At 54.7% G+C, this 13,441-nt stretch carries 9 protein-coding genes and 1 pseudogene; 2 read left to right on the top strand and 8 right to left on the bottom strand.

Annotation, left to right across the window (positions count from 1 at the left end; translation table 11 throughout):
• Nucleotides 1–16: 16 nt before the first annotated feature.
• The 5 genes and pseudogenes from H7F11_RS17185 to H7F11_RS02380 form a co-directional block, all read right to left on the bottom strand.
• On the bottom strand, nt 17–337 hold the full coding sequence (locus H7F11_RS17185) for a DUF3858 domain-containing protein (RefSeq protein ID WP_413773183.1): 321 nt from the start codon (nt 335–337) through the stop codon (nt 17–19).
• Nucleotides 338–1,345: 1,008 nt separating this feature from the next.
• Nucleotides 1,346–1,933, bottom strand: a pseudogene (locus H7F11_RS17180) (DUF3857 domain-containing protein); the annotation flags it as partial.
• A 46-nt stretch (nt 1,934–1,979) separates the two neighbouring features.
• Nucleotides 1,980–5,099 (bottom strand): efflux RND transporter permease subunit, encoded by a 3,120-nt coding sequence (locus H7F11_RS02390; protein ID WP_193649544.1) that lies wholly within the window; start codon nt 5,097–5,099, stop codon nt 1,980–1,982.
• Nucleotides 5,096–6,193 (bottom strand): efflux RND transporter periplasmic adaptor subunit, encoded by a 1,098-nt coding sequence (locus tag H7F11_RS02385; protein WP_193649545.1) that lies wholly within the window; start codon nt 6,191–6,193, stop codon nt 5,096–5,098. Before H7F11_RS02385 ends, H7F11_RS02390 begins: the two co-directional genes overlap by 4 nt.
• Nucleotides 6,190–7,584 (bottom strand): TolC family protein, encoded by a 1,395-nt coding sequence (locus H7F11_RS02380; RefSeq protein ID WP_227485186.1) that lies wholly within the window; start codon nt 7,582–7,584, stop codon nt 6,190–6,192. Before H7F11_RS02380 ends, H7F11_RS02385 begins: the two co-directional genes overlap by 4 nt.
• 137 nt (nt 7,585–7,721) lie before the next feature.
• Between H7F11_RS02380 and H7F11_RS02375 the strand changes: the two genes are divergently transcribed.
• Nucleotides 7,722–8,744, top strand: a complete 1,023-nt coding sequence (locus tag H7F11_RS02375) for a DUF4351 domain-containing protein (protein WP_193649547.1) — start codon at nt 7,722–7,724, stop codon at nt 8,742–8,744.
• Nucleotides 8,745–8,770: 26 nt separating this feature from the next.
• On the opposite strand, the gene H7F11_RS02370 is transcribed toward H7F11_RS02375, so the two are convergent.
• Both H7F11_RS02370 and H7F11_RS02365 read right to left on the bottom strand, forming a co-directional pair.
• Nucleotides 8,771–10,822: a phosphocholine-specific phospholipase C gene (locus H7F11_RS02370; RefSeq protein ID WP_193649548.1), complete on the bottom strand. Its 2,052-nt coding sequence runs from the start codon at nt 10,820–10,822 to the stop codon at nt 8,771–8,773.
• Nucleotides 10,819–11,541: a tetratricopeptide repeat protein gene (locus tag H7F11_RS02365; RefSeq protein ID WP_193649549.1), complete on the bottom strand. Its 723-nt coding sequence runs from the start codon at nt 11,539–11,541 to the stop codon at nt 10,819–10,821. Before H7F11_RS02365 ends, H7F11_RS02370 begins: the two co-directional genes overlap by 4 nt.
• Before the next feature lie 355 nt (nt 11,542–11,896).
• Between H7F11_RS02365 and H7F11_RS02360 the strand changes: the two genes are divergently transcribed.
• Nucleotides 11,897–13,279, top strand: a complete 1,383-nt coding sequence (locus H7F11_RS02360) for an MFS transporter (protein ID WP_227485185.1) — start codon at nt 11,897–11,899, stop codon at nt 13,277–13,279.
• Between the two features lie 31 nt (nt 13,280–13,310).
• Here the strand turns inward: H7F11_RS02360 and H7F11_RS16910 are convergent, their stop codons facing one another.
• The gene (locus H7F11_RS16910) at nt 13,311–13,439 is read right to left on the bottom strand and encodes a hypothetical protein (RefSeq protein ID WP_264674700.1); all 129 of its coding nucleotides are present in this window, start codon (nt 13,437–13,439) and stop codon (nt 13,311–13,313) included.
• Between the last annotated feature and the right edge of the window lie 2 nt (nt 13,440–13,441).

The following is a 13,441-nucleotide window of genomic DNA, read 5'->3' as shown; positions in this document are numbered from 1 at the left end:
TGCAGGTTTCCTGAATTCATTGGCGAACAAGGATAATCGGGCTTTGCTGCGCGGCATAATCCAGTTTCAGGAGCGTGCGCAAGGCCGGATATTGCTGAGGGTTGTACACGACCCGCTGGAGTTGCAGTGTGTAGTGTACGATGACGCTGTGTTCTTGGAGGGTGAGGTTATAAGTGAAACTTCCCGCCTGATTATGGAGCTGCTGTGCGGGCGGTAGATATTGCACCTGATAACCCTCGGGCAGATGGATAGTCGTTGTCCAGTGAATGCCACCGAGATACGTGGTGACAGGATGTTGACGCTGCAGCGGGCCAATGACCCGGGTCAATGCTTCCATGGGTCGGGCGGTGGCGGAAAGGCCGGGGGTCAGATAGGGGCCGGAGGGAATGGGAAAACTGATATGATCGCCAACATGGGTGTAAGCCACAGTATGCCAATGCGCAGTCACGGCAAAGGGCTGGTCGAGAATATCCGGATTGCCTGGCACAAAGGTGCCACTCCCGCCTCCATCCGGCAGCAGCAGGGTATTCATGACCCGGTGATAGGCTGATGGAGGAATGGAGGCGAAGGTTTGCCGATACATCCAGGCCCACCAGCCTTTGGTCTGCATCTTGGCAACCCCGCTTAAGTCACCATTTTGCTGCAGGGTCAGATCAGCCGCATAGTCCAACTGGTTGGCATCGGGCTCGGCACCCGGGGTGGTCACTACCCGGGGATGCGGACCGGTGACAATGCTGGGTTTGTCGCGTTCACCAATAGCCAGCTGCCCCGGTGTTTCGTAGGTGCCGGTACTGTCCAGAAAAAGATGACGCTGCGGGGCATAGTCGATGGCGTGATTAAACCAGAAAGGAGTGGGCAGCGGCGGCAGGGTGAACACATTATTCCAGTTGATTAATGTTGGATAAAGCTTGAAGCCTCTGGCATTGAAAAGCGCCTGCAGCAGGGTGGCGTGGGCCTTGCAGTCCCCATAGCGGGTTTCCAGGGTTTTGCTGGCCGAGATGGGCACATAACCGCCGACACCCAATTCCAGGCCTACATAACGAATATGGTGGGAGTCCCAGGTATACAGGGCTTTTTCCGCATCCCAGCCCTGCAGTCCATGACTTGCTGTATCGGCGGTTTTTTGGACAATGGGGGTAACTGCCGCCTTGTCGGCGGCGCGTGACCAGTAGGCCTTGCCGACGGCTGCCCAACTGGGAAAAGTGCTGACCTCAAAAAGCGGGCTGAACTGGCTTTCGTCTACAGTACTCGGTCCCGGATAACGCGCGTGGTGTACCGCCATACGGGCACTGATATGAATCAACTGGCCCTGAGTGCGCTGCGAAACAATCCAGTTGCCGGTGTGGGCGGCCCGTAAATGCATGCTGCGTGGTGCCGTAATATCAATACGAAAATTGCGTGCAGACTGACTGACGGGCATTTCCCAGATTTGCGAAAACTGTCCGGCGAAATAGGGCGTGGTCTGGGTTTTTTCGGTAATGATATGAAGCTGATCGTCTTTGCCCAATTTCGGCAGAACGATGGAAAGCACCTTGGCATGACTATACATGGGGGCTCCGGCAGCCATCGGTTCCGGGCGCACAAAAATGGCACTGGCTGGTACGACATATTTTTGGCCACCGGGCGTGCTGACCCAGGCGCGCAGCACCCGCAGCTTGGCCATATCGGCAGAATACTGAATCTGGTAGGGATTGATCATGGTTTCCAGGGCCGGGTTGAGAAGTTCCAGCACCTGATGATCGCGCTCAGTAAACAGTCCGTTGGATTGCACCGTAACATTGACATGGTTTTTGAGAATCCGCAGGGGGGCTCCGCTCTGCTTTTCATTGATCGGGATAAAAGGCGCGTTGCTGTTGCCAGAAACCGTCGTCCCGGCCTGGGCCAGGCTGCCCGGTAAAGTGCCGCTTAGCAGGCCTGCTCCACAAACAACCATCAGAGCGCGCTGGACAGATTTCAGAAGAAGCATGGATGAGTCACCTTTATGAGGGATCGGGATTCAACGCAACGGCTTGCGTCCGTTTGCGACGTGGCCAGGAGAGCCCGTCAAACCATAAATAAAAAGCGGGCGTGATATACAGGGTGAGAAACTGGGAAAATATCAGGCCGCCGACCACGGCAATACCCAGGGGTACCCGACTTCCGGCACCGGCGCCAAAGCCGATGGCTATGGGCAGCACCCCGAGAATGGCGGCAAAAGTAGTCATCATGATCGGCCGATAACGAATGGTGCAGGCATCAATAATGGCATTGTAGGCATCTTCGCCCTCACGGCGCCGACTGACGGCAAAGTCTACGAGGATAATCCCGTTTTTCTTGACCAGCCCCAGTAACATGATGATGCCGATGAAGCTGTATAAATCCAGCGGCTCATGAAAAATGACCAAAGACAGCAGCGCACCGAAAGCCGCCAGCGGCAAAGCCGTTAAAATCGTCAGGGGATGGAGAAAATGTTCATACAACATGGCAAGGACCACGTAAATCAGCAACACCGTTGCCAGCAATAAAAAAGGCAAAGATTTGAAGGCAGACTGAAATTGCGCGGCATTGCCGCCCAGATGCCCGACAATGCCTGCGGGCAGGACTTGGTGAGCCGTATGCTGCAGGGCGCTGATGGCCGAACCGAGCTGCACCCCGGGGGCCAGATTGAAGGAAATAGTGGTGGAGGGCTGGCCATTGTGCTGCATCAGATTCAGGGGGGCTGCGTCATAATGAAAACTGGCTACGGCAGAAAGGGGAACCAGCGCTGATCCCGCCCCCGGCACGCTCAGGGTGGACAAGGCATTGATATTTTTCTGATAGCGCGGTTCAAGTTCCATAATTACTTCATATTGATTACTAGCCCCGTAAATGGTTCCCACCTCATGTCCGCCAAAGGCCAGACCCAGGGTGTTTTCGATGGCGGCCGGGGTGACCCCCAAAGCGGTGGCACGGGCACGATTGATATGAATGGTGACCTGCGGATTATTGTTTTCCAGGCTGTTACTGACGGAATTCAGTTGCGGAAGCTTTTGCAGCGCTTCGGTCATTTTCAGCGTGGCCGCATTCAGATCTGTCCAGTTGCTGCCCATGAGTTCATAAATATAGCTGCCATTGCCGCTGGCGGTTCCCGAGTGGGCGCTTTGCGGTCCCTGAAAAACAATCTGGGCATTATGAAAGCGACGGGTGGCGCGCTGCAGATCCACAATGATGTTTTCCGTCTGTGGCGCATATCCACTGCGAATATGGATGAACATATGGCCGGAGTTGCGGCTGCCAAAACCTCCTGCGCCCTGACCTGCCGAAGACACCACCGACTGAATGCGGGTATTGGATTTCACAATCCGGGCGATTTCCGACTGCTCGTGCCTGACTTCAGCAAAGGTCATCCCGGTCGGGTATTCAATATTGGCATTGATCATGCCCGAATTCTGGCTGGGTAAAAAAGCCTTGGGAACAATCATGACCAGCCAGACACTACCCGCCAGCGCAAGTCCGGCCAGGGCCAGCATCCAGTATTTATGGTTCAGGGCCACTTTCAGGGTGCGAATATAAAAATCGCGGCTGTCCTTGAAAAAACGCTGAAAAATACCGTCTTCAGGTAAGTGACCCGTATCATGCAGATCAGTCCGGGCGTGGGCATGATTGGGCTTGAGATAACGGCTGCAGAGCATGGGGGTAACGCTCAGGGCGACCATCCCGGAAATCAGGATGACCACGGCAATGCTGACTCCGAAGTCCGAGAATAAATGACCGACAAAGCCCCCCAGAAAAATCAGAGGCAGAAAAATGATGGACAGGGACAAGGTCATGGACAGGACCGTAAAACTGATTTCGCGACTGCCATTAAGGGCGGCAGTCATGCCTGTTTCACCTCGGTCGATATGTCGGTTGATGTTTTCCAGCATCACCACGGCATCATCCACCACAAAACCCACGGAAAGGGTCAGGGCCAGCAAGGTCAGGGTATTGATGCTGAAACCGAGCAGCATCATGACCAGAAAGGTGCCCAACAGGGAAAGGGGGATGGCGACTGCACCGATGAGGGTAGCCGAGGGGCGGCGCAGAAACAGCCACATGACACCTGCTACCAGAATGCTGGCCAGGATGAGGGTCATCAACACTTCGTGTACTGCGGCGCGAATGTAATCGGCCAAATCGAAAACATTGGTCAGATGCACCCCGCCGGGCATGGCGGCCTGCAGTTGTGGCAACAGGGCGCGGATTTTGTTGGAAATGGCAACGGTATTACTGCCGGGCTGCCGTGTTACGGCGAGAACAATGCCGGGCGTTTTGTTGATCCAGGTCTCCTGCTGGTTATCCTGGGTACTGTTGATGGCCTTGCCAACCGCACTGAGGGGCACCGCCTGTCCGCCTTCGTAGGCCAGAACCAGATGGTTGTAGGCTTTTGCGGTATGTAACTGACCATGTACCTGGGTGGCGAAAGCCTGATCGCCCCCATCCAGGGTGCCGCCGGGCAGATTGACGTTGGCATTCCCCAGGGCGCTTTGTACAGCCTGCAGACTCAGACCCCGGGCAGAAAGGGCAAAAGGATTCACATAAATGCGTACGGCGTAGGTTTGTGCCCCGTAAATTTGTACGTCAGATACCCCGGAGATACCGGATAATGCCGTACTGACCTTGGTTTGCGCGTATTTATCCAGATCATAAAGCGGCATGTTGGGCGCGGACATGCCAATATAAAACACGGGCTGGGCCGAAGGATTCATTTGCCGGACTGAAGGTGGCTCGGGCATACCCGGTGGTAAAAAATGCTGGGCCTGGGAAACGGCGTTGGACACCTGCTGGGTGGCCCCCAGCGCGGATTTGCTGAGATCGAACTGCAGGGTGATCTGGGTCACCCCGTTTTGACTGACGGCACTCATGGAGTTGAGACCGGGAATGCTGGCAAATTGCCTTTCCAGTGGGGTGGCTACCGCGCTGGACATGGTTTTGGGGCTGGCTCCCGGCAGTTCGGCGGTGACCATCACCATCGGAAAGCTGACGTTGGGCAGCAAAGCCGTGGGTAATTGCAGATAGGCAAACAAACCCAGCAGGGCTACTGCTACGGCGAGTACCGTCGTGGCGACGGGGCGGCGAATAAAGGGTTCTGAAAGATTCATGGCTTGATCACGCGCACTTCAGAACTGGGATGAAGTCGGGTCGGTGCCCCTACAATCACCCTTTCTCCCAGTAAATGGCTTCCGGCGATAGCCACCTGCTTACCGTTTTGCCCTAAAAATTGCACGGCCTGCATAATGGCCTTGTCTTTTTTTATGGTATAGACATAAGGGCCGGAGACGCCCTGCTGTAAGGCTGTTGCAGGAATGATCAGGGCATGACGCAGTTCTCGGGCGGTGAAATCCACCTGTACATATTCACCCGGCCAGAGTCGGGCTGGCTGATTACTCAGGGTGGCGCGTGCCGTGACCGTCGCCGAAGCTGTGTTGACGGTATTATCAATCACCGTGACTGTCCCGGTGCCAATCCGGGTCTGATGATTTTCATCCCAGACTGCTATTTTGCCGGAGTGATTGCTGATGGCGGTATGTAAATCGTCGAGATAGGCTTCAGGCAGGCTGAATTGCACGTAAATGGGTTGAATTTGATTGATGGTGACCAGTGCTGTGCTGTTGGCAGTGACCAGATTGCCGGATTTGAGGCTCAGGATGCCTACGCTACCACTGATGGGTGCGGTAATCCGGGTTTCAGCCAGAGTAATGCGAGCGGCCTGCAGTGCCGCCTGATCAGCGGCCACGGTGGCGGCTGCGGTGTTGGCCTGAGCCTGAGCCTGCTGGACCGTCTGACGGGTGACATAATCCTTGTCGAGCAGCGGCGCATAAGCCTTGACCTGGGCATCATCATATTGTTCCTGGGCCATTTCACCCTGTAGATTGGCTTGGTCTTCAGCCACCTGGGCGGCGGGTGTGGCAGGATCAATCTGGAAGAGAAGCTGGCCTTTTTGAACCACTTGCCCCGAGTGGACGGCAACCTTTTGCAAAATGCCGCTCACCTGCGGGGTGATGGTGACACTGTGGGATGCCACGGCTTGCCCCAGGGTATTGACCACAATGGGTAGATTGCCGGTCTGCACGGTCGTGGTTTCGACCGGCAGTGCCGTATTTTTGTGGGAGGGCTTGTGCTGGGCGCAGCCCGCCAGGATCAGGGCTGCCGCAACGGGAAGCAACAGGGATTTTACGGGCAGAGAACGCATCATGAATGGAATCCTGTGGTCGTGTCGGGGAGCCCGATCATCCCCAAGGCATTGGCGAGATTAGCCAGTTGCACATAGGCCGTCGTCATATCCTGAATCCGGGTCTGTTCAGCAGTCGTCAGCGTCGCCTGGGCAGTCAGCAAATTGAGCATGGTCGAAAGTCCTACCTTGTATTGGGCGCGGATGGCAGCCAGCGAAGCCTGGGCACTTTTGACCGCGATTTGTGCCGCTTTTGCCGCTGAGCGCGCACCCATGACGGTCTGGTAATCCTGATACACGGTTAAGGCAATGCTTTGGGTCTCCTGGTTCAATGAGGCCTGAGCACTACGCTCCTGGCGCCGCGCCTCCTGAATTTGGTAACTGTCATGAAAACCCGTAAACAGAGGCACTTTAAGACTGAAACCGATGGCCCAGTTCTGGGAAGGTTCCAGCCCGTTCTGAAAGCGTTTTCCGGCGGAAGCCGATGCGCTCAAGGTCGGCAGTCCCTGAGCCTGATCCTCCCGAAGTGTGGCACGGCTGGCCAGAATCTGGGCGGCGGCCGCCATGACATTGGGGTTGTGTTGAGTAGCATGAAGGACTAGGGAGTGCACAGAAGGCGTAATGTTGGGGGGCAGTTGATGGGTGTTTAAGGGGACCAGCGGAATGGGATTGCCGGGTGGTAATCCACAACTTTCCGCCAGGGCGGCCTGATCTGAGCGCACAGTAGCCTGGGCCGAAATCCATTGGGACTGCGCCTGCGCAAGAGCCGACTGCGCCTGCAGAACATCGGCAATGGTAGCCATACCTGAATGCTGCTTCAGTCGCGCAGCATCCAGATTGGCGCTATCTTCCTTGACCGTTTGCGCATAAGCCCGAACCAGCGCCTGCTCGCCAATGAGCTGGTAGTAATTCTGGGTGACGCTGAGAGCGACTTTCGTCAGCGCGCTATTGTTATCAAAGCCGGAAATGTACAACTGGGCCAGCGCCCCGTCTTTCTGCGCGGCGCGTAGGCCAAAATCCAGCAGTACATAACTCAGGCTGAGAGAAGCCGAATTACTGTTGATGATGGGAATGCTAAAACCCGCTGTGGTATTGCTCTGGGAACGTGCCGCAGAGTCACTCAGGGAAATACTCGGCAACCAGGCAGATTCGGCGACACCCAGGCCTGCCGCAGAGGCCTGTAAATTCTCATAGGCCACCCGGGTTTGCGGGTTGTGTGCCAGGGCATAATTGGTCAATGCGGCAAGGCTTTGGGGTTTTACGAAAGTGCGCGTGCCCGGCAGAGCCGCCTTAGGTAATTTTAGTTGCCGATCTTGCCAGCTTTGCCCCAGCGGTTGCTTTACCCATCCCCGGGTATCAAAAGGATCGTGAATCAGCATGTCCAGAGGCGCTGCCGAGGCTGTCTGAGCATTCAAAAGTATCCCAACGGCCATACAGCACAGAATGTCCTCGCACCAGCTCCGTAAGCGATCCCTCAAAAATGGTTTGTTCAGGAAGCTACAGATAAGACGCATGCTGCGGATACCTTGTTCTTGCGGGACGAGGAATGATATTGAACATTGTAGCTTATAACGTTTATTTATGGCACTGTTCGGCCTCTATTAATAAATTCCACTGCACCAGCCTTCAGAATTTATTATTATTATTCCACCCTGAAAACCTCGCCAGAAAAAGGCTGCGGATGCAAGAAAAAGATGTGGTGTCAAAGGAGTTACTCAAGCGCATTACCTTGGATATAGCGCGCATACTTCTGCATATGAAAGTAGAGCAGGCCGAGATTGTAGAAAGTAGTCACCCTCGTGTGGAAGAGCGGAGGGCAGATTTGGTCGCCCGCATGCGGGGCCAGGACGGGCATTTCTTGCTGCATATAGAAGTGCAAAATAATAACGATTTGCAGATGCCCTGCCGTATGCTGCGTTACCGCAGCGATCTGTGTCTTCAGCAGCCAGAGGAAGAGATTCGCCAGGTACTGTTGTATATTGGCAAGGAGCCGCTGCGTATGGCTTCGGGAATTACGCAGTCTGGCTTGGAGTATCAATACCAGACTGTGGACATGCACCGCATTGACTGCACCCGGCTGCTTGACGAAGATAGTCCGGATGCTTTGGTGTTGGCGGTGCTTTGTGATTTTAAGGGGCGTTCGCCGCGTGCGGTTATTCGGCATATTCTCGGTCGCTTGCAGGTGTTGACTGAAGGTGCTCCTGGTCGATTTCGGGACTATATGAAAATGCTCGAAATATTGTCGACTAACCGGGATTTGTTTGATGTAGTGAAGGAGGAACAAAGTATGTTAAGCGAAGTGTTGATCACCGAATTACCTTCTTACGGTCTTGGCATGGAGCGAGGGATGGAACAGGGATTAGAGCAAGGATTAGAACAAGGATTAGAAGAAGGTAGGCAACAAGGTAGGCAACAAGGGGAACAGCAGATGTTGCGGAAATTGTTGCAGAAGCGCTTTGGTCCGTTGCGCCCTGAATTTGAAGCACGCATCAGCTCGGCCAGTGTGGAAGAGCTGGAGCGCCTGGGTGAACAGGTGTTGGAAGGGCTAACATTGGATCAGATATTTTCCAACTAACCGTTTCACATGGCTAAAGTCAATTTTCAGGCAAGTACCGGTATTACATTGGCCGGGTCGCTGAAACTCTCATCCCCGTTTTCAATATGCCCCGCCAGACGCCACTGGTGCTGAGGAGTAGAAATCATCAGATCATACCAGTGGTGACTGGGTTGCAGGTTCCAGTGCAGCTCCCGGGTTTGTCCTGCTGCCAACTGGATTTTTCGTGTGCCCTGTCCATACACATGGTCTGTTACTTCAATGGGCAAGGTATCGGCACCGGCGTTATACAAGAGTACCTGGATATCCCCAGGCCTGGTTCCCTGGGTATCGATGTGCAAAGTGGAAGGACCCGTACCCGTGATTTTGCGGATATAGCTGTCCGGACCATAAACCGTGAGCGCGAGCTTCTGATTCTTGGGCAGCATCATCTCGTCTTCCAGTTTGGCTCCTGCTCCCAGGGTGTAATGGTGGGGAAGTTGATGGCTGTGATCCCAGTAGGCGGTGCAGACGACGCCCAACTCAGAAGGGTTATGCAGGTGTAGACGGACGCCCTGATGCGTTGCTTCCAGCCGCACAGCGGTGGCGTATGCGAGGGGCCGCCGTTTGCGCAGGCCACTTTCTTGAGGATCTATGGCAATGGCCTGTTCTGTGGGCACTTGCGGAGCGGGCAATGTGGATTCGTGATGTACCGTCGCTACATAATTAGCGGTACTGGGCAGCGATACCTTGCGCTCATCAGGGCGTGAAAAGTCAAAGGCCGAAGTCAGATCACCGCAAATGGCGCGTCGCCAGGGAGTGATGTTGGGTTCGCTGACGCCGAAGCGTTTTTCGATGAAGCGGATGACGGAAGTATGGTCGAAGACTTCCGAACACACATAGCCGCCTTTACTCCAGGGCGAGATAGTAATCATTGGTGCACGTGGTCCGAGACCATAGGGCAGTTGGTCGGCGCTATAAAGCGTAGGCCAGTCCGGGTTAATCCGATTGTGAACTTCGCCTTCGGTGCTTACCGTACTTTTGCCGGGCCGCACCGGAGTGGGAGGTTGAGGTGGCGGCACATGGTCGAAAAATCCATCATTCTCATCATAATCCAGAAGCAGCACAGTCTTGCCCCAGACCTCCGGATTGCTGGTCAGGGCATCCAGCACCCGGGCAATGTAAATGGCGCCATAGGCAGGTGGATAAGAGGGATGTTCGGAATAACCGGCTGGCACCACAATCCAGGAAACCTGCGGCAGACGATTACGCAGCACATCCTCACGCAATGCTGCCACTCCGCCCGGTCGCCGTGCGCGTTGGGCCAGCGGTGAACTGTCGGGAATGTCCGTAAACGCCTGGAAATACAGCAGCGCATTTTCCCCGAAATTCCCCGTCATCGGATTATGGTCCTCTTCGTGGAGCCCTTCCTGATAGACACGCCAGGAAATGCCTGCGTTTTGCAGGCGCTCCGCATAGGTCGTCCAGGTAAAGGGTTTGACACCCTTGGTCCAGAGATGGGTGTCGTCATCAATGTAGGGGCCGCCGTGCTGGCCCTCGGGATCAATGGAGCCGGTAAACAGCATGCAGCGATTGGGACAGGTAGGCCCGGCAATGGAGGTGAAATAATGGTCACAAATGGTAAAATGATCGGCCAGCGCATAATGAAAAGGAATATCCTGGCGTTGGAAATAGCCCATGGTCATGTCGGTCTTGTTGAGCGGCCAGGCATTCATCAGGCCCCCCGCAATGGCTCCGTGCTGAGACGCCCAGCTATGGTCCAGGTCCTGAAGGAATTGCGCGGAAGTTTTCTGGGTATTGAAATGAAAAGGCAGAATGGGCCGGGTCGGATCGTCCATGCGCCCCTGAAACCAGACGGGTTGACCGTCGGGCAACTTCAGCGGGAAGCGGTCATTGTAGCCGCGCACCCCGCTCAGATGTCCAAAGTAATGATCAAAAGATCGATTTTCCTGCATGAAGACCACAATATGTTCCACATCTTCCAGGGTCCCGGAACGTCCCAGGGCGGGCAGCATGGCAGCACGGGCTACCGAACTGCCCAGAAAGGCCGTCAGCGTGGCACCAGCCCCCAGGCTTTTTAAAAAATCGCGACGCCTCATGTGTTTTTCTCCTTAAGATGCTGAAGGGCAGCAGCCGCAGCCGGATAGTGCTCCGCCAGGGCGCGTTGGAAATACTGTTCGGCCTGATGAGCGTCTTTTTTGACCCCATACCCGTGCCAGTAGGCAATGCCGAGGTCATAGGCGGCAGCACCCACGTGCTCGGTATCCAATTGTTTCAGCAGAGCAAGACTGCGCCCTTCATACCAGGCCGCCTTGGTCAGATTTTTCGGCATGAGTCTGCCCGCTGCATAGGTTTTGCCTAACCAGAAATCGGCATTGACCACTTGCGGAACCATCAGACCCTGTCGAAACCAGAAAGCTGCCCGTCGGGGATTGCGGGTGACGCCCCAGCCATTGAGATAGGCATTGGCTACCTGACGCTGGGCAAAACGATCTCCCGCTTCGGCGGCCTGCAGATACCAGTGGAAAGCGGTCTGGGAGTTTGCGGAAACGCCCAAACCTGCCTGATACAAATGACCCAGCGTGTCAGCGGCCCAGAAATCGTCCTTGTCCGCCGCCGCTTTTTTGAGGAGGGGTACCGCCAGGGTATAAGCAGAATGATTCAGCAGATGGACGATGGGTGCATCCGCCTTGCGGATGGCCCGGGCATGGGCCAGATAGGCATCCGCAACGGCGCCCGGATTGGCGGTGTTGCCCATGACAATGGGTGAGGTGCTGTTCTGAGCAAGGGCTTGACTGAAAGGAATAAGCATCAACATGATACCGATTGCCGAAAACCTGAAATTTCTGATTGGCATCTCGATCCTCAAAAATGGGTAAATAGTGAATTAACCTGTTAAATTTTCTATTGAAAACATCATATCAGAGTAATGTGACAGTATTGTGAATGTTTTATGACAAAAATATGATATTTTCTGGGCTGTATTTTGCTTAGGATAGGTATTAATAAAAACTCATGACCAGTGTTTTTTAAGCAACGGTCTATAACGAAAAGCGTAATGCTCACAAAAGTCAGGTAAACCCTGTTTTTTCATCTATTTCTTTAAGGGACTGTCATAAAAGTGTCATATTGACGTGCTATGGTGAACGCTTTACAACGGCTTTGATGGCGAGATGATGAGTAACCTACTCAGTGCAATAGATAACGAACAGAAAGTTACCAGGCGGCATCGGCGGATTCTCTGGGCATCCGGCCTCGGCATTTTTCTGGATGGTTATGATTTGAGTATCATGGCTATTGTACTGATTCTGCTCAAACCGCAATGGCATCTGGGGCCAACTCTGCTGGGATTGCTGGGTACTGCGGCGCTGGTGGGCGCACTGATTGGTGGACTTTTTGGCGGTATTATTGCGGATCGTTATGGCCGCAAGACGGTTTATCTAATTGATATTGCGGCATTTTTCTTTGCGGCCTTGCTTTCCGGATTTGCCTGGGACATCACCTCTCTGGTCATTTTGCGCTTCATTCTTGGGCTTGGGGTTGGCGCAGATTATCCCTTGAGTTCCACTTACATTGCTGAATTCATGCCCAAAAACAAGCGCGGGTCGGCCATGACCTGGATTTTCGGGTTATGGATGGGGGGCGCGCTACTTTCCAGTCTGGTGGGCCTGGCATTGCTGAATACGGGCCCGGATGCCTGGCGCTGGATGCTGGCATCCGGCGCAGTGCCGGCGGTGTTGGTACTCTGGTTGCGGCGCAGTTTGCTGGAGTCGCCGCGCTGGTATATTTATCGGGGCCGCCTGCAGGAAGCCGCACAGGTTTTACGCTGGCTGGTGCCGGATGTGGATGCCCATGAACGGGAACGTCTGGTCCAGGAAACCGCTTCCAGCATGCAGGCCAGCCGAAATGTGTCGTGGACCATGCTTTTCAGTAAGCCATATTTGCGGCGCACCATTTACGCCTGTGTACCCTGGTTCATGATGGATGTCATGGGCTATGCCCTGGGTATTTTTCTGCCCTTTATGCTCATGCACATGGGGCTGAAAACGCCGGAACAGGCCATCATCGGGAATAGCTTTTTTACAGCCAGCTTTGTGCTGGGCTGGATTCCTCTGGCCCTGCTGATTGACCGCATTGGACGGCGCCGTGCCCAGATTTGGGGTTTTCTGGGGGACGCCATCAGCCTGGGCCTGGTCGGGCTCTTTGCCCTCTCCGGCGAGCCGCCTTTTATTATTGTCGCGGCAGGGTTGATCATCTGGCAAATCGCCAACAGTTTTGGACCGGGCAATACCACCTGGATTATCCCAACCGAACTGTATCCTACTGAATTACGGGCCACAGGCCACGGCTTTGCTACCGCCTTCAGCCGCTTTGGTGGGGTGGTCAGTGTGTTTTTCCTGCCCACGCTCCAGGCCGAATTGGGTAATGGCGGATTATTATTGGTACTGGCGGGAGCAGGATTAATTGGGGTGCTCACGACCTGGTGGCTGGGTTCGGAGATGGCAGGGCAGGCTTTGCCGGAAATGCTGGAGCCCGGCAGTCAGCGTGCTGCCTGATGGTCTAACGCCAAAGGCGCTGAATCCAGAGTCAGGGGATCAGTGAGGTACCAGCATCAACCACATCACCGGTCGCTGAAGCGGTATCGGACACGGCGGCGCAGCCCGCCAAAGAAATCAGCAGGCACAATAAGCACAGTAAGCGTGACCAATAAATCATGA

This window comes from Acidithiobacillus sp. HP-2, from assembly GCF_015100155.1.
Taxonomy (GTDB): domain Bacteria; phylum Pseudomonadota; class Gammaproteobacteria; order Acidithiobacillales; family Acidithiobacillaceae; genus Acidithiobacillus.
This window is presented reverse-complemented; position numbering and strand designations above follow the sequence as displayed.